Genomic DNA, 21,398 nt, shown 5'->3' with positions numbered 1-21,398 from the left:
CCTCTGCTAAAACCTTCTTTGCCTCTACAGCAAGAGACACAGCTTGCTTATCACAGGCTAAATGACGGAAATTCGCTGTAGGCCCCCCTACATCGTGAATATACCCTTTAAAGTTATCCATATTAATCATAGTTTGAGCTTCATCAAGTAAAGACTCATGACTACGGTTTTGGATGATACGACCTTGATGATTTGTTATTGCACAGAATGAACAGCTACCAAAGCACCCCCGTTGACTTACAAGGCTAAACTGTACTTCGCTTAATGCTGGTACGCCACCCTTATCATCATATTTAGGATGCCACTTGCGAGTATACGGCAAGTTATATACGCCATCCATTTCCTCCTGCGTAAGTGGCAATGCAGGTGTGTTTTGAACAAGATATCTATCGCCATGTTTTTGTACTACTATACGACCATAGAATGGATCTTGTTCATCATACTGCATACGGAATGCATCAGCAAAGGCCATCTTATCCGCTTTAATTTCCTCAAAAGATGGACACTCAACATAGTCTATGGTAGGGATTTCCTTGGCCATATAACAAATACCACGAATAGATGGCAAGGACTCTTTAAATCTACCTTGATCTAACGCATCAGCTAATTCTACAATTTGAAGTTCACCCATACCATAAATGAGTACATCCGCCTTTGAATCAACTAAAATAGAACGACGCACAGTATCTGACCAATAATCATAATGACCAAATCGGCGTAAGGACGCCTCTATGCCACCGATAATAAGAGGCACATCACTATATGCCTCTTTCATGCGGTTCGCATATACCAAGGTAGCTCGATCTGGACGATGGCCCGCTTCACCACCTGGAGAATAGTCATCTTGTCGACGAATTTTCTTTGCTGCCGTAAATTTATTGAGCATTGAATCTAGATTCCCTGCCGTAACAAGGGATGCTAGACGCGGTTTACCTAGTTTTTTGAAAGCCTCTACATCATTCCAATCTGGTTGATCTATAATGCCTACACGATACCCTTTGGATTCTAAGTATCTGCCGATAACTGCAGGTGCAAAGGAAGGATGGTCAACATAGGCGTCCCCACTAATGAGGACAAAATCTAATTCGGCCCAACCTTGTTCCTTCATATCCGAAGGTTCTGTTACTAAAAATCTATCCATTGATTGTGTAAATGCCTTTCTATCATTCCTAATCAACTATTAGAAAAGGAATAACCACAGTAAAAATAATGCCATACAGAATAAAATAATGCCTAAAATAATACGTTCCTGAACGATAGAACGTTGGCGTTTTCGTTGTCGCGTTTCTAAAGACATACGCTTCTTAGAGGTTTGGTATTCAACGAATTCGCTTTGTACCAAATTTGGCGCTGCTTGTGCCTTCTGACGCGTCACAGAACGCAAAGAAAACGTATCTATATCACCTACTTGACTTTGGTAGGCTTTTACCAAGCGATCCCCATCAAGATCTAAATAATTACCGTAATTACGAATAAATCCTTTTACGTAGACCTGACCAGGAATGATGTCATACTTACCATCTTCGATAGCTTCCAAATAGGTTGTTTTAATGTGCAGTACTTGCTCCACATCTTTAAAGGTTAAATTACGTCTTACTCGTTCACGTCGTAATTCTTCGCCTAATTCAGCCATTTTCGTTCCTCTCTTAATCTACATAATACTCATATCGTAATCATTTAATTATTGCTCATCATTGGAGTCTGAAAAATATCGCGCCTTAGCTTGTTCAGGGCTCATCAAAATTTCTCGAGCCTTACTACCCATACTAGGACCAACAATTTTAAGATCTTCCATCGTATCAACAAGGCGAGCCGCACGAGTATACCCAATGCGGAATCGACGCTGTAACATAGACACAGAAGCTTGACCAGATTCCATAACGAGATTAACAGCACGTTCTAATAATTCATCGCGGTAGATATCATTTTCTTCTGATGATTCTTTTTCGGTTTCCTTTTCAGCCTCTTGTGTAACAGTATCGTCATATTCTGGTTCACGTTGAGCTTTTACAAATTCCACAAGATGTTCTACCTCATCATCAGAGATAAACGCACCTTGTACACGAATTGGTTTATTAGCACCAATTGGAGCAAATAACATATCCCCTTTACCAAGCAATTTCTCAGCACCCGCCATATCGAGAATAGTACGGGAGTCAATTTGAGAACCTACTGCAAAGGAAATACGGCTAGGTACATTGGCCTTAATAGAGCCTGTAATAACGTTGACAGAAGGACGTTGCGTAGCGAGTACCATGTGAATACCTGCAGCACGCGCCATTTGTGCTAAGCGACTAATAGATTCTTCAATATCATCAGGAGCAGTCATCATAAGGTCAGCTAACTCATCGATAATTAATACAATCAACGGCATAGCCGCCTTAGGGTGCGCTTCATTATAGCTCTTAATATCGCGTTTGCCAGATGCTGCAAAAGCTTTATAACGAGCCTCCATCTCACGAACAGCCCAACGCAATACAGCGGCTGCTTTTTTCATATCTGTTACAACTGGCGCCATCAAATGAGGAATGCCATTGTAGATAGACAATTCAACCATCTTAGGGTCGATTAATAAAAGCTTAACCTCTTCTGGTTTACGACTAAATAGAATACTTGAAATCAAAGTATTTACACATACAGATTTACCAGAACCCGTAGTACCTGCTACGAGCAAGTGAGGCATCTTCGCAAGGTCAGTAATAACAGGCTTACCTGCAATATCCTTGCCAAGACCTACCGGAATACCCCCACGAGCGTCCTTGAAGTCACTACAATCAAGGACATCACGTAAATGAACGGCCTCTGTCGTCTTATTAGGAACCTCGATACCGATGGCGGATTTACCAGGGATTGGAGCCTCCATCCGAATATGTTGAGCCGCTAAGTTTAAGGCAATATCATCAGTTAAGTTGACGATACGGCTAACCTTTACACCAGGTGCAGGTTCAATTTCGTAGCGTGTAACAGTTGGACCTTGTGTAGCATTAACGACCTTAGCAGTAATGCCAAAGTTACTCAATACATTTTCAAGCATCATTGCATTTTGCGCTACTTCTTCACCATTACTTTGACTTCCCTTCCCTTTCGCCAAAATATCAAGGCTTGGGAAATGATAAGGTCTATCATAGGTACGATGAATTTGACCCTCTTTAGATACTGCTACTTGTGCTGTATCTTCTGTAGTACTAATAGTAGATGGTACTTGTAAACTCATACCAGACATACCGGCACCAGCACTTACAGAACTTGCAGCAGCACCTGTTCCAGGTACAGCAGAAGCTATGGCAGCGTGATTAGTTTCCAATGGACCAATCGTTGTATTTTGATATGTAAACTTTGGTTGTTCCTCATGGTTATTCTCTACTGATTCAGATTCATCTGTATATCCTTCGTCTGGAGTATATGTATAATCCTCATCTGGAGTATATACATAGTCATCACCTGTAGATCTACTAGCATCAGAGAATTGATCAAAATCATCTGCATCATAAGACTTCGCATCACCAGCATCTTCAGAAATATTCGCCAATTGTTCTGCTGCACGGTTGCGCGCTTCAATTTCAGCTAATTCTTTCCAAGATGTAGGAACCTTTGGAGATTCTACAGTCGTTACTGTATCCACCATAGGTTCATTATCTACAACCGCACTCGTTTCAAAGTTATCTCGATCGGTAGTGATACCTCGTTTTTCAAGTGTATCTAACGCTTGATCTGCAGCATCAGCAAAGCGTGTGTCCTTTTCCCTGTTATACGCTTTCCGTTGTTCTGCAGCTTCTTTACGTTGTTCATTCCAATCTTCAAAGACCTCTTTAGCTACAGCTACCTTCTCAGCAGCCACTTCTTTAGCCACATCTAAACCTACTTGTGTTTTATCCGCTGCCTTTTGCAGGCCACTTCGCAAAGATAAACGAGTGATCAGAATACCAAAGGCTAATAATAAGAACACATCTAAAATGATAGCCCCTAGTTCACCTAATAATGTGCGAAGGAATGTAGCGATGGCGCCACCTACAACACCCCCTTGATTAGCCAGTTGTGTAGTAATGAGTTCCTGCCCCTCAGGAACGCGCCACAACGGAACAAGAGCTAACAAGAATAGGAAAAACAAGGTCATTACAACGCCTCGTTTTGTAATGGAAATAAATGTACCCTTATATAATAATCTCCAACCTACCCAGAAAACGCACAAACAAGGAATAATGCCACCTAGGCCGAAGCCGTAGCGGAATATACCTGTTAAAATTTCACCGACAAGACCAAGTTCAAAGCCAAAGAACCCGAGCAGGGAAATAACTGCAAAGGCAATGATAATTAAACCTTTAACTTCGCTACGCAAGGAAAATCCTTGAGATTTATTTTGCTGTTTTGTATTTGTTCGCTTTCGTCGTGTATTGCGTTTTTTGGTGGAAGTTTTTTCTTCTGCCATAAATCTATACAAACCCCTTACTATATAACACTACTGTAAATTAACTTATCATTATATTATAGCATATATCGAAGTATTTAGTTAGTTTTTACGCCGTTCCTCCCAGTCACGAAGTAACTGTTCTTCTTTCCCCCTTTTAATGCCATTGTAGTATGTAGCATCCACAAGAGGTGTTGGTAAATACTGCTGTTTTACATAGCCATTTGGATAGTTATGAGCATATTTATAGGTGTTCCCATGGCCTAGTTTGCTAGCACCACTATAATGACTATCTTTTAAATGATCTGGCACCTGGCCACAATCTTTGTGGCGCACATCCGCAATGGCTGCATCGATTGCCATATAAGCAGAATTACTTTTCAGCGCTAAGGCTACATAGCAAGCCGCCTCAGATAATATAATGCGCGCTTCAGGGAAACCTACCATATGAGCAGCTTGAGCTGCTGCATTGGCGAGAATTAAAGCTTGAGGGTCTGCTAGACCTACATCCTCAGCAGCACAAATTACGATACGACGAGCAATAAAGTTAGGATCTTCGCCAGCTTCAATCATACGTGCCAAGTAGTGCATCGTTGCTTGCACATCAGAGCCACGCATACTTTTAATAAACGCAGAGATTGTATCATAGTGGCTATCACCTTTTTTGTCGTATGTATAAATACGGCGGCCTACAACCTTTTCAAGGACCTCTATAGTAATAGCCCCTTCATCGGGTACCATTGCTGCAGCTTGCTCTAAAATATTTAACGCCATACGCCCATCGCCATTGACGAAAATCCCCACATCTTCAAGAACCTCATCTGTCACCTGTAGACGACGTTTACCAAGGCCTACCTCTTCATCTGTAATAGCACGGCGCAAAATTTGCCCTATAGCCTTTGGTGTAAGTGCCTCTAAGGTAATTAATCTTAGACGAGATAAAAGAGGTCTATTTACCTCAAAAAATGGATTTTCTGTGGTAGCGCCAATAAGGATGATTGTGCCATCCTCTACACAAGGTAATAACACATCTTGTTGGCTTTTATTAAAGCGATGAATTTCATCGAGGAATAAAATAGTTCGTTGTTGTAAAGATCGCACCCGCTTACGAGCATCCTCTATGATATTACGCAGCTCACTTATGCCCGCATTAGTAGCATTTAAATTTACAAAATGGCTATTGCTAACCTTCGCAATAATACCTGCCAGTGTAGTTTTACCCGTTCCACAAGGGCCATAAAAAAGCATAGATGGAATTGTATCCTTTTCAACCATGGCGCGCAAGAAAGTCCCCTTCCCTACCGCTTTTTCTTGACCATATAAATGGTCTAATGTGGTAGGACGCATACGCACCGGTAACGGTTCATACGTATTGGTAGGCGTCATATCAAATAAACTATCCATTCTATCACCTCAATCCATAACATCTTATCTATTAACTCTAAAGTTTTATTAATCGTACAGTCCAGTAAATTGTATTCATTAAGAATATAATTTATAGATCAATAGCCTATAATAACGATATTGGCTGGTCTTTTCTATATATAGTATATGACATTACATACCATTTTTACACGCAAAAAAGCCCCACCATGCCGTAATGTACCGCGTTTTGATCCTGCTTAGGGCAGGTGGGTGTCCTCCTCATCCTTCAGTTGTCCCGTAAGGGCGTAACGTTCAGACGAGAGTTCGGACTCCCGAAGTAAATGTGTTGGCTCAAAACTGCGATATCACACGCACATGGCAGGGATATCTTATACATAAATAGTATCAGAAAGATTCGTAATTAACAAGTCTTGACATTTCAAATTTAATCAATTCTTGCCTATGTTTTTACACCAAAGATTGCTCTTCTTCTTCCTCGATATCTGGTTTAATATGCAACTCTTTTAATTGCTTAGGTTCTACTTCAGATGGAGCTTGGCTCATTACATCAGAAGCAGATTGAGTTTTAGGGAATGCGATTACGTCGCGGATAGATTGACGTTTTGCCATCAACATAACAAGACGATCAAGGCCGAATGCACAACCAGCATGAGGAGGTGCACCGTATTGGAATGCATCAAGCATGAAGCCGAATTTAGATTTAGCTTCTTCTTCAGATAAACCAATAGCTTTGAATACTTTTTCTTGTACATCGGATTGGTAAATACGCAAGGAACCGCCACCGATTTCAACACCGTTCAATACCATATCGTAAGCAATCGCTTTTACGCTACCAGGATCAGATTCCAATTTATCAAGATCTTCATGACGAGGCATTGTGAACGGATGGTGCATTGCAACATAACGTTTTTCATCTTCGTTATATTCGAACATAGGGAAATCAGTTACCCATGTGAATGCCAATTTATCTTGGTCAATCATGTTCATGCGGCGTGCCATTTCAAGGCGCAATTCACCTAATGCACGTGCCACAGTAGCAGGTTTATCAGCAATCATCAATACAAGGTCGCCACCTTTAGCGCCCATTTTTTCACCGATATTGCGGATTGTATCTTCACCTAAGAACTTCATGATTTGAGACTTGATGGAACCATCTTCATTGAAGCAAGCCCATGCAAGGCCTTTTGCACCGTAACGGTTAACATATTCAACGAGGTCATCAAGTTCACGACGTGGAATACCAGCATCGCCAGGTACAACGATACCTTTAACTACACCACCGTTATCGATTACAGAGCGGAATACTTTAAATTCTGTATCTTTTACAAGATCAGTTACATCAGTAAAGGCCATGTCGAAGCGAAGGTCTGGTTTATCAGAACCGTATTTATCCATTGCTTCATCCCATGTAATACGAGGCATAGGCAATGGAATTTCTATGCCCAATGTAGTTTTAAATACATGAGCAATCATTTCTTCAAGCATAGAGTAAATGTCTTCTTCATCTACGAAGGACATTTCCAAGTCGAGCTGAGTGAACTCAGGTTGACGGTCTGCACGCAAATCTTCATCGCGGAAGCAACGAACGATTTGGAAGTATTTTTCATAACCAGCAACCATCAAGATTTGTTTGAAAATTTGTGGAGATTGTGGCAATGCATAGAATGTACCAGCATTTACACGAGAAGGTACTAAATAGTCACGAGCGCCTTCTGGTGTAGATTTAGTAAGCATTGGAGTTTCAATTTCCAAGAAATCGCGGCTATCGAAGAAGTCGCGCATTGCTTTCGTTACTTTGTGACGCAAAATCAAGTTGCGTTGCATTTCTGGACGACGCAAGTCAAGGTAACGATATTTCAAACGAATATTTTCATCTACATCGATATCATCTTGAATATAGAATGGAGGAGTTTTAGCGGAGTTCAATACGCGCAACTCTTCACAGAACATTTCGTATGCACCTGTAGGAAGGTTTGGATTAATAGCGGCTTCATCACGTTTTGTAATTTTACCACGTACACAAAGTACATATTCATTACGAACATCCTCTGCTTTGTGGAAAGATTCTACGTTATGGTCTGGAGACGCTACTACTTGTACTACGCCAGAACGATCGCGTAGATCCAAGAAAATCAAACCACCGTGGTCACGACGGCGTTCAACCCAACCACATAATACGACCTCTTTACCTACCTCTTGTTCAGAGATGGTGCCACAACCGTGCGTACGGTGTAAGCCTTGCATTGTTTCCATTCTAATTGTCATCCTTTCACCAAAGAAGTTATACGTTCAGAAACTGTATCAAGTGGTACAGTTTCTTGTTCACTAGTTTCCATGAATCGGATTATGGCTTCCCCACGAGCCAATTCATCATCACCCAATATGATAACATATTTTGCATTAATTTTGTTAGCATATTTTAATTGTGCCTTCATACTCTTGCCCTGTCCGTCCATTTCAACGGATACATATGCATCATGTAATGCTTGGCAAATTTTGAAAGCCTCTACCTTAGCCGCATCACCAAGAGCCACTACAAATGCAGATGGTTCAACAGTTGGTTCAGGCAATAAGTTTTGTTTTTCAAGAGCTAATAATAAACGCTCCATGCCCATGGCAAAGCCAATGGCTGGTGTATGAGGACCATCAAGTTCCTCTACAAGGCCATCGTAACGTCCACCACCTGCTACGGCACTTTGTGCGCCTAATGGAGTGTATTGTACTTCGAATGCTGTTTTTGTGTAATAATCAAGACCACGTACAAGGCGAGGATTTAATGTATATTGCACATTAGCAGCTGTTAAATATGTCTTCAATTCTTCAAAGTGATCATGACACTCTTCACATAAATGTTCGTGAATTTCAGGAGCACCTACGGACAAGGATTTACAGGTTTCATTTTTGCAATCCAAGATACGCAACGGATTTTTATATAAACGTTCTTGGCAATCACTGCATAATTGTTCTTTTTTAGGTTCAAAGAATTCAATTAATTTTTCACGATATACAGGGCGGCATGTTGGGCAACCTACAGAGTTCACCTCTACATTAAGGTCTTTAAGGCCAAAGTCTTTCAACAATTGTACAACCATACAGATAACTTCACTATCTACCACTGGAGATTGAGAGCCTAGTACCTCTGCACCAAATTGATGGAATTGACGGTAACGACCTGCTTGTGGTTTATCATGACGGAACATAGGTCCCATGTAATACCATTTTGTAAGGCCTTCTTTACCATATACTTTATTTTCTAAGTAGGCCCGTACAGCAGAAGCCGTATTTTCAGGACGCAATGTGAAGCTAGAGCCACCATCATCGCCTGTAGTAAATGTATACATTTCCTTTTGTACTACATCTGTAGTTTCACCGATACCGCGCAAGAATAACTTAGTATCTTCAAAGGCAGGTGTGCGAATTTCATTGAACCCGTATACTTTACAAATTTCACGCATACGTTGTTCAATATAGTGCCAATTTATCATTTGCTCTGGCAAAAAGTCTTGTGTACCTCTTGGTTTTCTAATAGCCATTACACAACCTCCCAAAATTTCTCACAAATTCTATGTCGTTTCTCTAATAGTGCATCTATCGTTGCGTGGTAAACATCAACATCCTTTGGCATGTGCTGTTTCAATTGACGATATTCAGGGGCGCGCATCCACTTAGATGAGCTACCAGGTCCCATGGATAGAATACTTTGTCGCTCTTCCATGATCTGAATATTATATTCGCACGCTTTACCTGGCAAGGTATAGCCAATATTCTCTAATTGCCCTCTCATATATTGTTGGCGATATAGATAATATGGCACATAGCCAGCTGCTTCAAGACGCTCTTTACCATATTGTACCATTTCTGCTACGAGATGTTCTTCAGGAATATCATCTTGCATATTTAAATCATACAATGGGCTACCACGTTTTAATGCTAACGTATGAATTGTAACATTTTCCGGCAAATTTTGACATACGTAATCCATATTCTCTACCATGTTTTGCATCGTTTGATGCGGTAAACCTGCAATAAAATCCATATTTACAGCAAATGGTGTATTAACTTTTACATATTGTAACAATTCATCAATATCTTGCGCACTATGTCCACGCCCAATGCGCCGCAAAATATCGTCTTGCATCGTTTGTGGATTAATACTGATACGATTTACACCAAAATCGAGCATAGATCGTATCTTCCGAGGATTAACAGAATCTGGACGCCCCGCCTCTACAGTAAACTCATGACCTTCTGGCACTAGTATAGATAACTGTTTTAGGATTTGGTGAAAGTCTTCATCACCTAATACCGTTGGTGTACCGCCACCCATATAGAGGGTATCTACCGATAAGCCATAAGACTGAGCAATAGCTTTCATATCCTCCATATCACGGCCTAAAGCTGTTAAGAATTGACTTTTATCAGTGTAATCCTGATAAAGACCATAAGGAAACGAGCAGTACACACAACGAGTATCACAGAAAGGAATGCCACAATAGAGACTCACCTTTTTATCGTCTGTATCAGCTAAAAATGGACGTTGATACTCACCGATAGCCCCCAACGTTGCAAGCTTTTCCATAGACACAGAAAACTCGTCCCTAATGTGACGAGTTGCTGCGTGGACAGAGCCATATGTATCTATATATTTATGTAGTAGCTTTGTAGGACGCACACCGACCATAGTCCCCCATGGGGCATCGGCTGGCAAACCTTGATATTCACGCAAATAGCGCAATAAGGCTTGGCCAATTTGACGACGGCCCATAGATGAAATATCACCGTCAAAAGTTTTTACGGTCTCCCCAATGGTTACAGTCAAACGATATAAACCGTCTACCTCTATAGCCTCTAAAACAACGTCTGGATTAACCTTATCAGAGAATAAACCAGCAGCACCACAGTTATGGGCTACTACGGAGCCAAGTGGTAATGGCCCCGTATATAGATATCCATTAAGCATGGTGATGAGCCATACGTTCTAATTTTTCAAGTTCTGCTTCAGTCATATGATTTTGGCAATCGCTGCAATAACCATATACTTTCAATTGATGGTCAATAGTGCGGAAGTTCAATTTTTTAGCGATGATAGACTCTAATGTTTCAAGCATGTCGTCTTCGAACTCGGATACTTTACCACATTTCACGCAAATCAAATGATGATGGAAATGAGCGAACTCTTCATCATTTAATTCGTAACGGTTACGACCATCACCAAAATCAAGACGTTTTAACAAATCAAGTTCAGTGAATAGATCAAGTGTTCTGTAAATAGTAGCTAAGCCGATGTCAGGAGCTACTTCTTTTACAAGTACATATACGTCTTCAGCGCTCAAATGGTTTTCATCTGCATCGATGAAGGCTTGTAAAATTGTTTGACGTTGTGTAGTCAATTTGTATTTTTTATCTTTAATGCGTTCTTTTAATTTCTCTAATGTTGTGTTCATGATAACTATCCCCTTTACTTCTTACAAAAGTTTTATAAAACCTACGCCCCAACGAATGGGTTGTATTGTTTTTCATAACCTATATTTGTTTCTGGTCCATGACCAGGATATACCATTGTATTGTCAGGCAATTTATAAAGCTGAGTTTTAATGGATTCCATTAATGTCTCATACGAACCATTTGGAAAATCTGTACGACCTACGGAATCTCTAAATAGAGTATCCCCGACAAATACAAGACCTTCCATGTAATAACATACTCCACCTGGCGTATGACCCGGTGTTTCGAGTACTTCAAGATCAATAGCACCACAGATAATGTGGTCACCTTGTTTAACCTCGATAATGTCAGCCTTTACCTTAATGGGTGTAGGATTGCTATAGGCGCTGAGATTGAGTTCAGGATCTGACAGATACGGTATATCGCCCTTTTGAATATATACAGGCACATGATATGTATCTACAATCTCTTGAACGCCACCAATATGGTCGCCATGACCATGGGTTAGCAAAACAGCCTTTGGTTTCAAGTCGTGCTTCTTTAGAGACTCTAATACTTCCGATGTAGCAGGATCAATAATGAAAGCTTCGCCTACCGCTTTATCTCCAATAACATAGCAATTAGTCCCTAATGGACCTAATGGCATGCGCATAAGCACTAATTGTTGTTCACTCATTAAGCCCCTCCTTTACTACGCTGTACTGTATATACTTCACGAATACGGCGCAACTTAGTCATAACAAAATCAAGTTGTGAAATATCACGGATATCGACCACAACATTGATACTTACAGTTTTAGTATCTTCTTGAACCTTGGCATTGATGTTTGTAATGGTGATTTTTAACTCTGAAAGTACAGCCATAACCTCCATCAACAGACCATTTCGATCGTATGCTTGAATATCGATACCTACATGGAAGGATTCACCAGAAGAACCATCCCAAGAGACTTCAATCATACGTTCTAAATCTTCTGGCGTATGGCCTAGGCTCGTACAATCGGAGCGATGGATGGATACACCACGACCACGCGTGATGTAACCGATGATATCATCACCAGGAACTGGGCTACAGCATTTCGCCATACGTACCATAACACCAGCTTCCCCTTTTACGAGAACGCCTGTACCATTCTTGGTCGTTTTTGGCCCTTGAGCTTTTAACTTCTCAATGATTTGTTCAGTGCTGCGCTTAGATTCTTCTGCTTCTTTAGATTTTTTATAAAGTTCAATTAACCGCAAGAGAACAGTGCTGACAGGAATGCCGCCATATCCACAAGCGGCAAACATTTCCTCTTCTGTACCGGCTTTAAGTTGTTTCGTTACATGTTGTAAACGGTTGTCTGCACATAATTCTTTCCAATTATGATTCAGTCGTTTCGCTTCTTTTTCAAGAGCTTCTAAGCCTTTTTCAATATTTTCAGCTTTATTTTCACGCTTGAACCAGTTGCGAATTTTGCTCTTACTTTCAGAAGAGCCTACGATATTAAGCCAATCAAGACTTGGGCGACCTGTTTTAGATGTAATAATATCTACAATATCGCCATTTTGTAAGGTGTAATCTAGCGGTACAATTTTACCGTTTACCTTAGCCCCTACACAGCGATGACCAACATCGGTATGAACACGGTACGCAAAATCAAGTGGAACCGAACCGATAGGCAATTTAACAACATCGCCTTTTGGTGTGAATACAAATACCTCACCAGAGAAAACGTCTAGTTTTAACGCATTAACTAGTTCTGTTGGATTACTTGTATCTTGCCATTCAAGGACTTGGCGTAACCAGGCAACCTTTTGGTCGAAATCCTTATCGCCATTTTTATTGCCTTCTTTATAGCGCCAATGAGCAGCAACACCATACTCAGATACACGGTGCATTTCCCATGTACGAATTTGGATTTCTACAGGTTGCCCCATGGTACCGATAACCGTTGTATGCAAGGATTGATACATATTAGATTTCGGCATGGAAATGTAATCCTTGAAACGATATGGCAATGGTTTCCACAAGCTATGCGCAATACCTAGTACGGCATAGCAATCTGGAATTGTATCAACAATAACGCGAACAGCGAGCAAGTCGTAAATTTGAGATAAATCACGGTTGTCCTTTTTCATCTTCTTGTAAATGCTGTAGAAGTGTTTTGGACGGCCTTTGATATCCGCCTTAATATGAGCTTCTCCTAACGCTTTTGTAAGTTGGCTCATCGTATCATTTACAATGTCCTCACGAGCTTGGCGTTTTTGTTTCATTTGATCTACAAGATCATAATATTTTTCCGGCTCTAAATAGCGGAATGATAAATCTTCTAGTTCCCATTTCACATTGAAGATACCAAGGCGATGTGCTAGAGGAGCAAAGATTTCTAATGTTTCCTTTGCAATACGCTTTTGTTTGTCGCTACGCATATGCTTTAAGGTACGCATATTATGTAAGCGGTCACCTAATTTAATAACAACGACGCGCACATCCTTCGCCATAGCTAAAATCATCTTCCGATAATTTTCCATTTGCCGATCTTCTTTTGTTTCATATTGGAACTGGTTTAATTTCGTTACACCATCAACGAGGAAAGCCACCTCAGAGCCAAACATTTTCTCTAAGTCTTCCTTCGAGTACGATGTATCTTCAACCACATCATGCATAAGGGCTGCCATAAGCGTAATATGGTCGATTTGTAAGTGTGCCAAAATTTCAGCTACTGCTAGTGGATGCATGATATATGGCTCACCAGAAGCTCTCAATTGACCTTCATGAGCCTTATCAGCAAGTTCAAAAGCCTTCAATACTTGGTTACACTCATCATCTGTTAAATAGGTATGGATATACTCCATAAATTCAGCTAAAGCTTTTTCTTTGTTAAATGTACCTTGTTCAACCAAAGCTTTGCCTTCTTCATTTACAGTTGTCATGGTGTCACCTCCTATACACTATAGGTAAGAAATGTTACGGACGTGACAAGATCTAATTTTCCTTCAATGGCATTCCATCTTAGCATTAATTGACCATCATCACTGGTATATTCTTCTATGATGCCCAACTCCTTAAATACATCTAAGGATGTAAGGGCACTGCGATTATTTTGATCTGCCGGCTTACGGCGCAAAATTTCTTGTTCCACATTATAAACCGATTGACTACGACCACGCATAGCTTGTTTTACTATGACATACATTTGTCTAAGACCTTCCGTGGAAAGTGTAATCGGCTCTTCAGTGAGCGGTTCAATAGCTTGGATCATAAGCTGTGGAGAAACCATCCCTTGCCATTCATTCTTTTGCAATGAAAATGCTACTTTCACCACAGTTCCAATGAATATAGTTTTAAATAAATCGGGACGATTCCAAGCAATGGCATCCAATGTGCCACTAGAGGTTTCTAAAATCACCTTGCAGTGATTTTTCAATTGTCCCATAAGCATTATATCTTGTACGGTTGCTTCCATAACGGCAAAGACCGGCGTACTATTAGCCATACCATAAGGTTCAAGGGCTGATACGCGGTCAATGATATCTACATCGATATCATCAACGGGTAGTTCCGCATCAATAGCAACGACAGGGATATATTCTTCCTGTGTCACATGCTCTTTACAATACGCCGTTAATCGGTCTCGTAGTTCATCTATACGATTTGCATCAATACTGAAGCCTGCTGCTGCAGCATGGCCACCGAATTGTAATAACACATCTTCGCAAGACTTCAGTGCATCGTAGATATTAAAACCATCGATACTACGGCAGGAGCCTTTGCCAATGCCATCGTGGATACTAATAACCAGGGTCGGCTTATAAAACTCCTCAACCAAGCGAGAAGCCACAATACCGATAACACCAGGGTGCCAGTCTTCACCGGCTACAACGGTTACATAGTCTGCTTTATGGCCTTGATTAGCCACATCGATACGAGCTAGTTCGTGAATATTTCTCTCTAGTTCTTGACGCTCACGATTTGTTTCATTTAATTCTTCAGCAATCGCTTCAGCCATGTCAGCATTATCAGTAACTAGCAACTCAACAGCACGTGTTGCATGCGTTACGCGACCTGCTGCATTGAGCCGTGGGGCTAAGGTGAAACCAATATGTCCAGATGTTATAGTTCGTTCATGGAGACCTGCTACATCGATTAGCTTTTTAATTCCTAGATTTGAATGACTATTCATCTTTTCAAGGCCTGCTTTTACGATGATGCGGTTCTCACCGACTAACGGCACAACGTCCGCCACAGTGCCTAATGCAACGATATCTAAATCATCTAAATACCATTCACCATATTTTGTGAGCCATAAAGCTTGGCATAATTTAAAGGCCACCCCAACGCCGGATAAGTTTTTATCCTTATAAGGACAATCCTTTTGCTTGTGGTTAATAACAGCCTTTGCTCGTGGAATCAAATCTGGTGCCGTATGATGATCCGTAATAATCATATCAATACGGTCACGTACAGCCTCTACAATATCGTAAGAACTAATACCGCAATCTACGGTAATAACTAGAGATGTTCCCCGCTCTATAAGGTGCTCTAAAGCCTCTAAATTGAGACCATAGCCTTCGCTTTGACGCTCTGGTATGTAATAGGTAACATCAGCACCAAGTTTCTTTAAAAATCGATACAGAACAGATGTGGCCGTAATACCGTCTACATCATAATCGCCATAAATAACGATTGGTTTATGCTTTTCAATTGTCTCCTGAACTAGCGAAACAGCTACATCCATGTCTTTTAATGTGAATGGATCTAACAAATCTGACAAAGAGCCTTGTAAAAACTTCCGCCCTTCGTCAACATCTATGTGGCGATTTACCATTAATTTTGCCACAATAGGATTTACACCAAGTTCACGGATTAAGATATTTTCTTGTTCTTTGTCGCTTGTAGAAATGCGCCAACGTTTTTTCTTAATCATCATATCCCTCAGTAGTTTATAATCAATATTATTATAATAATTCAACGTATTATCATTATCATTTTTATTTATTATACATCAAAAAGTGAATAAAATAAACCATTTTATATATTTTATTCTCATTTAAACCTTGTCTTTTTCTCAACAAAAAAGAACCTCCCATTATCAATAGGAGGTTCTAGATCAGTGAATCACTTAGAACCGGAAGTCTCGTTCGCCGTCTTTCATCTGTGCAATATAAGCTTTCGCTTTATCTTTAACTAAGTCATTTTTGATATTTTCTAACTGTTCTTCAATAACTTTAGCGCCATGAGCTTTAGTCTTTTCATCACCATAATCCATGATGTATTCGTTTAATGTCATCAATGCATTTGGTTGGCAACAGTTGTGGATTTGACCGGATTTAGCAAGGGCCATGAATCTGTCCCCTGTTCTACCTGCACGATAGCATGCAGTACAGAAACTTGGTACATATCCAAGGTCTAGTAACCAATCTACAATTTCATCTAATGTACGTGTATCACTGCGATCAAATTGAGCAGAATTATCTTCTGGTTTTTCTTCTTCTTTGTAGCCACCTACGCTAGTACGAGAGCCACCACTAATTTGGGAGATACCTAATGCCAAACCACGTTCACGCATAGATTGGCTTTCACGGGTGGACATAATCATACCTGTATACGGTGTGGATACGCGAATAAGAGCAACGATTTTCTCAAAGATATCGTCAGGTACAGCATTACTGAAATCATCTACATCGATATCATCAGCTGGACAAATACGAGGTACAGAAATTGTATGTGGACCTACACCAAATACAGCCTCTAAGTGTTCAGCATGCATTAATAAGCCTACAAAATCGTATTTATAGTGTTCTAAACCATATAAAACACCGATGCCTACATCATCAATACCACCTTGCATAGCGCGGTCCATCGCCTCTGTATGGTAGGCGTAGTCGCTCTTAGGGCCTGTTGGATGTAGTGCTTCGTAATTTTCTTTATTGTACGTTTCTTGGAATAATGTATAGGTACCAATGCCAGCTTCATGTAATTTCTTGTAATCCTCAACAGAGCAAGCTGCAATATTTACGTTTACACGGCGAATTTCGCCATTTTTATTTTTAATACCGTAAATAGTTTTAATGGATTCCAAAATATACTCAAGCGGATTATTGAGTGGATCTTCACCAGACTCAATTACAATACGCTTATGACCCATTGCTTCTAACGCGATAACCTCTTCTCTAATTTGGTCTTGAGTCAACTTTTTACGTTTAATATCGCGGTTTTTAGAATGGTAAGGACAATATACACAACCATTAATACAATAGTTAGACAAATATAATGGTGCAAACAAAACGATACGATCACCATAAATGGCTTTCTTGATTTCTTTTGCTAAAGCATAAAGCTTTTCCTTATATTCAGGCAACGGACATTCTAATAGAACAGCTGCCTCTCTATGGTTTAACCCCTTAAATGTAGCAGCCTTTGCTAAAATAGCATCTAACAACTCCCGATTTTCCTTGTTTTCCTCTGCGTAAGCAAGAGTATCAAGGATTTCCTGATGGGAAATAAATTCCTCCGCCTTTGGAGATTTTACATCATACATAGTACTTACCTCAAATCTTTCTAGTGGCAATGCCACCCCTCTTTAGGTTTATGAAAGTATATGACAACCAGTCTTCTGGTATTTCACTGATACTGTACATAGTATACCACTATTCCTACTAAAAAACATAGGAATTTGACACACAATAATAAAAGGTTACTCCCTCATAAGAGGAAGCAACCTTTATAGTATGGGAATTTCTAATTTATATCGATTATCTATATCGAATATGACTAAAATGTATGTAATTAAATTAATTCCTTATTTACTATTAAGATTTTAATAGAAATTACTTATATAATTGATTTCTAGTATTAAAAAATGTCCTATAAGACAACTGGCACGTAATAAAACAAGCAATGGATATAGTGGATAACGACATAAATGTAACGATCATTTGATATTTTACAGCTTCTAATGGAGGCATGCCTGCTAGGATAAGGCCTGTCATCATCCCCGGCAGCGCTACGATACCTAATGTCTTGGCACTATCTACAGTAGGTTGTAGACCCGTCTTTATAACATCACGAACTATCGCTTTCGAAGCTTGTTTAGGTGTACTACCCAAGGCTAATTTAATTTCCACCTCTTGTTTACGCAATTCAAAATTTGATAGCATTTGACGATAACAAAGCCCAATGGCTACCATAGCACCACTAATGACCATACCACCAACAGGAATCAATTGGTACGCAGTAAAACTAAGCACGCCAGTTACCAATAAAATAGATAAGGTTATCCATGCACCAATGGTGATAGCAAACCAAGAAATCCATAACGCATGCGGAATCCCTTGCCCTCGTTTAGCTGAGTTATAAGCGGCATTAAAAGCCATAAATCCAAGTAAGCCAATAATAAATATTGGACTTTCCGTACTAAAAATATAGGATAAAATAAACCCGATGACTAATAGTTGAACTGTAGCACGTATAGCACTGATGAAAATATCCTTTTCTAGCTTCAATTCTTGTCGATAAGACATAATCATACTAATAATAACTAGCACTGATGCAAGGCACAACGATATAGTAGATATAGTTTGAAACTGACTCATATCAGTACCTCCTCTTTAGCTAATTGACCGTCTACGATAGTGATGCGGCGATTTGCAGTACGCAAGCTTTGCTCTTCATTATGAGTAATGGAGATAATGGTGATCCCCTTTTTATGAAGCTCATCAATAACATTTTCTACAATCGATGTATTCGTCGCATCTAAGGCAGACGTAACCTCGTCTAAAAGCAACACTTTAGGCTCAAAAATAAGGCTCCGAATAAGGCATATTCGTTGCATTTCACCACCAGACAACTCATCATTACCGCGCTCCATATAATTTAGTGGCATATGTAGTAGATCAAAGAGATATTCTATACGACTCATATCCGGTTTTAAACCGCGAATATCATAAGGAAATAGAATATTACGACGTACTGTTTTCCCAAACAAATAAGGTCTTTGAAAGCAGTAGCCCACCTCTCTACGATAAGATTCAGGATCTATAGCCGTTAAGGGACGATCATTATAAGTAATAGTTCCCGATGTAGGACTAATCAGATCACTACATAATTTTAAAAGTGTACTTTTACCACTTCCAGAAGGACCTACAATAGTAATATAATCGCCTTGATTTACCGATAAAGATACATCACTAATAATAGATTTGTCTTTTACAATATAAGATATGTTAGATAATTCTAGCAGCGCCATAAAGCCCCCTATCTCGTCATATGTATATTAATAGCAAAATATCGACTCACTGTTGCTAGTTATTTAGTATTCTTAAGCATAATGATTCTAATTATTTTATCATTACCAATATGATAATGCTAAGCTTAATTATAATATATCTATCAAACACACACTACAGAAAACAAAAAAATCCCTAGTGGAAAACCACTAGGGATTAATAGTCTTTGTAAAATTAAGCTTCTACAGGGTATACGCTAACTTTACGGTTATAACGACCAGCACGTTCAAATGCTACTTTACCAGGCACAAGTGCGAATAAAGTGTCATCTTTACCGATACCTACGTTAGTACCAGGGTGGAAGTGAGTACCACGTTGACGAACGATGATGTTACCGCTCTTTACGATGGAACCATCATGGCATTTAACACCAAGACGTTTAGATTCACTGTCACGACCATTACGAGTACTGGACACACCTTTTTTATGTGCGAACAATTGCAAATCAAAAGTAAACATTAAGTTCACCTCCTATATTTCGTGTATTTGGACAAACTCTGGATATTGACGGCTAATTTCCTTTAAACCAAGGATCATAGTCCCCAGAATATCCTGTCCACTCTGGTTAATCGTACCAGAGAGAACCATATCACATCGACCTTCGCTATTCGTATATTCCCCTTCTTGCTGAGCAATCTGGGTAAGTCCTAACATTGCCGTTGCCGTTAAGGCAGACACTGCAGCACATACGATATCGAAGCCATGCTCATCATATCCTGCATGACCGGATAGGTGACAACCAATGACTTGATTCTCACTATTCCGCTGGATTTCAATGGAAACCATAATTAAGCTTGGATAGATTCAATACGAACTTTTGTGAACGGTTGACGATGGCCTTGACGACGACGGTAGTTGGATTTAGCTTTGTATTTGAATACTAAGATTTTTTTACCTTTACCATGCTCAAGAACTGTACCTGTAACTTTTGCACCGTTTACAAGAGGAGCGCCAACTTTAACGTCGCCGTCATTCACTACAGTCAAAACTTCTTCGAATGTAACGGACTCGTTAGCAGCTGCTTCCAATTTTTCGATAGTAATTACATCGCCTTCAGCAACGCGATATTGTTTACCACCAGTTTTAATAATTGCGTACATGAGAACACCTCCTTGTTATCGAACTCGCTGAATTCGGTATCCCGACCCGAACTTCGGTCGGGCGTTTAAACCTGCTTCACGCGGATTGCAAAGTTCAGTAAACCGAACTAATACTGATATAGTATATCGTATTTACCTATCTATGTCAAACAAAATTCAACATACATAGCTCAGTTTATGATACTTTCATATATATACAAACCTCTAAAATTCTCCAATAATACCGAGGTGTTGTAAAAGTATTTTTGTACCGATGAGAATCAATACACCCCCACCTAGTATGTCTGCATATTTTCCTACGAACTGGCCCATAAATTTGCCTAGGTACACACCAATAAGAGAAATACCAAAGGTAATTACCCCTATCATAGTAGAGGCTTCCCACACATTGATGGGCATAAAAGCAAAAGTAAGACCTACAGCCATAGCATCAAGGCTGGTGGCTACGGAGAGCATCATCATTTCCCAAGCGCCTAAAAACTGCTTATCATCGTCTTCATCAGTTTCATCGCTAAGCCCTTCTCGTATCATAGCAATACCTAAATAGCCGAGAAGACCGAAGATAATCCAATGATCCCATTCAGATATAATATCTATAAACTGACGCCCAATAAGCCATCCCATAACAGGCATGAGAAACTGGAATAACCCAAATAAGAATGCCAATGTAACCTTTCGGCCATTTTCACCTACCGGCATTGATAAACCTTTACCAATCGATACACCAAAGGCATCCATGGCTAGACCAATACTAATTAATATAATTTCAAATACAGACACGAAACTCACCT

General features: G+C 39.9%; 18 protein-coding genes and 1 other RNA gene. All 19 read right to left on the bottom strand.

Annotation, left to right across the window (positions count from 1 at the left end; genetic code table 11):
- Window positions 1–1,141: YgiQ family radical SAM protein (locus Q7P05_RS01895; RefSeq protein WP_303930200.1), on the bottom strand; the 1,141-nt coding region annotated here is incomplete at its 3' end.
- 39 nt (window positions 1,142–1,180) lie between these two features.
- Window positions 1,181–1,633: a helix-turn-helix transcriptional regulator gene (locus tag Q7P05_RS01890; RefSeq protein WP_005386075.1), complete on the bottom strand. Its 453-nt coding sequence runs from the start codon at window positions 1,631–1,633 to the stop codon at window positions 1,181–1,183.
- 48 nt (window positions 1,634–1,681) lie between these two features.
- Window positions 1,682–4,426 (bottom strand): DNA translocase FtsK, encoded by a 2,745-nt coding sequence (locus tag Q7P05_RS01885; protein ID WP_303930198.1) that lies wholly within the window; start codon window positions 4,424–4,426, stop codon window positions 1,682–1,684.
- Between the two features lie 81 nt (window positions 4,427–4,507).
- On the bottom strand, window positions 4,508–5,809 hold the full coding sequence (locus tag Q7P05_RS01880) for a replication-associated recombination protein A (RefSeq protein WP_303930197.1): 1,302 nt from the start codon (window positions 5,807–5,809) through the stop codon (window positions 4,508–4,510).
- A gap of 176 nt (window positions 5,810–5,985) precedes the next feature.
- Window positions 5,986–6,158: non-coding RNA, 6S RNA (gene ssrS / locus Q7P05_RS01875), on the bottom strand.
- Window positions 6,159–6,238: 80 nt separating this feature from the next.
- Window positions 6,239–8,044 carry an aspartate--tRNA ligase gene (gene aspS, locus Q7P05_RS01870; RefSeq protein WP_303930196.1) on the bottom strand — a complete coding sequence of 602 codons (1,806 nt, stop codon included), beginning with the start codon at window positions 8,042–8,044 and terminating at the stop codon, window positions 6,239–6,241.
- Between the two features lie 8 nt (window positions 8,045–8,052).
- Window positions 8,053–9,324, bottom strand: a complete 1,272-nt coding sequence (gene hisS / locus Q7P05_RS01865; RefSeq protein WP_303930195.1) for a histidine--tRNA ligase — start codon at window positions 9,322–9,324, stop codon at window positions 8,053–8,055.
- Entirely contained in the window at window positions 9,324–10,751 is a 1,428-nt protein-coding gene (hemZ, locus tag Q7P05_RS01860; protein ID WP_303930194.1) for a coproporphyrinogen dehydrogenase HemZ, read from the bottom strand. The genes hisS and hemZ overlap by 1 nt, the downstream gene beginning before the upstream one ends.
- Window positions 10,744–11,235, bottom strand: a complete 492-nt coding sequence (locus Q7P05_RS01855; RefSeq protein ID WP_105089417.1) for a Fur family transcriptional regulator — start codon at window positions 11,233–11,235, stop codon at window positions 10,744–10,746. Before Q7P05_RS01855 ends, hemZ begins: the two co-directional genes overlap by 8 nt.
- Window positions 11,236–11,276: 41 nt before the next feature.
- The gene (locus Q7P05_RS01850; protein ID WP_303930193.1) at window positions 11,277–11,912 is read right to left on the bottom strand and encodes an MBL fold metallo-hydrolase; all 636 of its coding nucleotides are present in this window, start codon (window positions 11,910–11,912) and stop codon (window positions 11,277–11,279) included.
- The gene (locus tag Q7P05_RS01845; RefSeq protein ID WP_303930192.1) at window positions 11,912–14,152 is read right to left on the bottom strand and encodes a bifunctional (p)ppGpp synthetase/guanosine-3',5'-bis(diphosphate) 3'-pyrophosphohydrolase; all 2,241 of its coding nucleotides are present in this window, start codon (window positions 14,150–14,152) and stop codon (window positions 11,912–11,914) included. The genes Q7P05_RS01850 and Q7P05_RS01845 overlap by 1 nt, the downstream gene beginning before the upstream one ends.
- A gap of 11 nt (window positions 14,153–14,163) precedes the next feature.
- The gene (gene recJ / locus Q7P05_RS01840) at window positions 14,164–16,146 is read right to left on the bottom strand and encodes a single-stranded-DNA-specific exonuclease RecJ (protein WP_303930191.1); all 1,983 of its coding nucleotides are present in this window, start codon (window positions 16,144–16,146) and stop codon (window positions 14,164–14,166) included.
- 195 nt (window positions 16,147–16,341) lie between these two features.
- Window positions 16,342–17,760 carry a [FeFe] hydrogenase H-cluster radical SAM maturase HydG gene (hydG, locus tag Q7P05_RS01835; RefSeq protein ID WP_227721141.1) on the bottom strand — a complete coding sequence of 473 codons (1,419 nt, stop codon included), beginning with the start codon at window positions 17,758–17,760 and terminating at the stop codon, window positions 16,342–16,344.
- 289 nt (window positions 17,761–18,049) lie between these two features.
- Entirely contained in the window at window positions 18,050–18,814 is a 765-nt protein-coding gene (gene fetB, locus Q7P05_RS01830; protein WP_105085890.1) for an iron export ABC transporter permease subunit FetB, read from the bottom strand.
- Window positions 18,811–19,467, bottom strand: a complete 657-nt coding sequence (locus tag Q7P05_RS01825) for an ATP-binding cassette domain-containing protein (RefSeq protein WP_303930188.1) — start codon at window positions 19,465–19,467, stop codon at window positions 18,811–18,813. Before Q7P05_RS01825 ends, fetB begins: the two co-directional genes overlap by 4 nt.
- A gap of 214 nt (window positions 19,468–19,681) precedes the next feature.
- Window positions 19,682–19,966, bottom strand: a complete 285-nt coding sequence (gene rpmA, locus Q7P05_RS01820) for a 50S ribosomal protein L27 (RefSeq protein ID WP_004696430.1) — start codon at window positions 19,964–19,966, stop codon at window positions 19,682–19,684.
- Between the two features lie 12 nt (window positions 19,967–19,978).
- Window positions 19,979–20,293, bottom strand: a complete 315-nt coding sequence (locus Q7P05_RS01815) for a ribosomal-processing cysteine protease Prp (protein ID WP_060923972.1) — start codon at window positions 20,291–20,293, stop codon at window positions 19,979–19,981.
- A 2-nt stretch (window positions 20,294–20,295) separates the two neighbouring features.
- Entirely contained in the window at window positions 20,296–20,607 is a 312-nt protein-coding gene (gene rplU, locus Q7P05_RS01810) for a 50S ribosomal protein L21 (RefSeq protein ID WP_004698652.1), read from the bottom strand.
- A gap of 204 nt (window positions 20,608–20,811) precedes the next feature.
- Window positions 20,812–21,387 (bottom strand): manganese efflux pump MntP family protein, encoded by a 576-nt coding sequence (locus tag Q7P05_RS01805; RefSeq protein ID WP_295825705.1) that lies wholly within the window; start codon window positions 21,385–21,387, stop codon window positions 20,812–20,814.
- Window positions 21,388–21,398 lie beyond the last annotated feature (11 nt).

The sequence above is a fragment of the Veillonella dispar genome (genome assembly GCF_937975875.1).
Classification (GTDB): Bacteria; Bacillota; Negativicutes; order Veillonellales; family Veillonellaceae; genus Veillonella; species Veillonella dispar_B.
The sequence above is the reverse complement of the archived record's forward strand: the minus strand, read 5'-3'. Positions and strand labels throughout refer to the sequence as shown.

Bases quoted from the DNA above. Each gene is read 5' to 3' on its own strand.
- Q7P05_RS01890 (WP_005386075.1), bottom strand. From the start codon at position 1,633: ATGGCTGAATTAGGCGAAGAATTACGACGTGAACGAGTAAGACGTAAT.
- Q7P05_RS01885 (WP_303930198.1), bottom strand. From the start codon at position 4,426: ATGGCAGAAGAAAAAACTTCCACCAAAAAACGCAATACACGACGAAAG.
- Q7P05_RS01880 (WP_303930197.1), bottom strand. From the start codon at position 5,809: ATGGATAGTTTATTTGATATGACGCCTACCAATACGTATGAACCGTTA.
- aspS (WP_303930196.1), bottom strand. From the start codon at position 8,044: ATGGAAACAATGCAAGGCTTACACCGTACGCACGGTTGTGGCACCATC.
- hisS (WP_303930195.1), bottom strand. From the start codon at position 9,324: ATGGCTATTAGAAAACCAAGAGGTACACAAGACTTTTTGCCAGAGCAA.
- hemZ (WP_303930194.1), bottom strand. From the start codon at position 10,751: ATGCTTAATGGATATCTATATACGGGGCCATTACCACTTGGCTCCGTA.
- Q7P05_RS01855 (WP_105089417.1), bottom strand. From the start codon at position 11,235: ATGAACACAACATTAGAGAAATTAAAAGAACGCATTAAAGATAAAAAA.
- Q7P05_RS01850 (WP_303930193.1), bottom strand. From the start codon at position 11,912: ATGAGTGAACAACAATTAGTGCTTATGCGCATGCCATTAGGTCCATTA.
- Q7P05_RS01845 (WP_303930192.1), bottom strand. From the start codon at position 14,152: ATGACAACTGTAAATGAAGAAGGCAAAGCTTTGGTTGAACAAGGTACA.
- recJ (WP_303930191.1), bottom strand. From the start codon at position 16,146: ATGATTAAGAAAAAACGTTGGCGCATTTCTACAAGCGACAAAGAACAA.
- hydG (WP_227721141.1), bottom strand. From the start codon at position 17,760: ATGTATGATGTAAAATCTCCAAAGGCGGAGGAATTTATTTCCCATCAG.
- fetB (WP_105085890.1), bottom strand. From the start codon at position 18,814: ATGAGTCAGTTTCAAACTATATCTACTATATCGTTGTGCCTTGCATCA.
- Q7P05_RS01825 (WP_303930188.1), bottom strand. From the start codon at position 19,467: ATGGCGCTGCTAGAATTATCTAACATATCTTATATTGTAAAAGACAAA.
- rpmA (WP_004696430.1), bottom strand. From the start codon at position 19,966: ATGTTTACTTTTGATTTGCAATTGTTCGCACATAAAAAAGGTGTGTCC.
- Q7P05_RS01815 (WP_060923972.1), bottom strand. From the start codon at position 20,293: ATGGTTTCCATTGAAATCCAGCGGAATAGTGAGAATCAAGTCATTGGT.
- rplU (WP_004698652.1), bottom strand. From the start codon at position 20,607: ATGTACGCAATTATTAAAACTGGTGGTAAACAATATCGCGTTGCTGAA.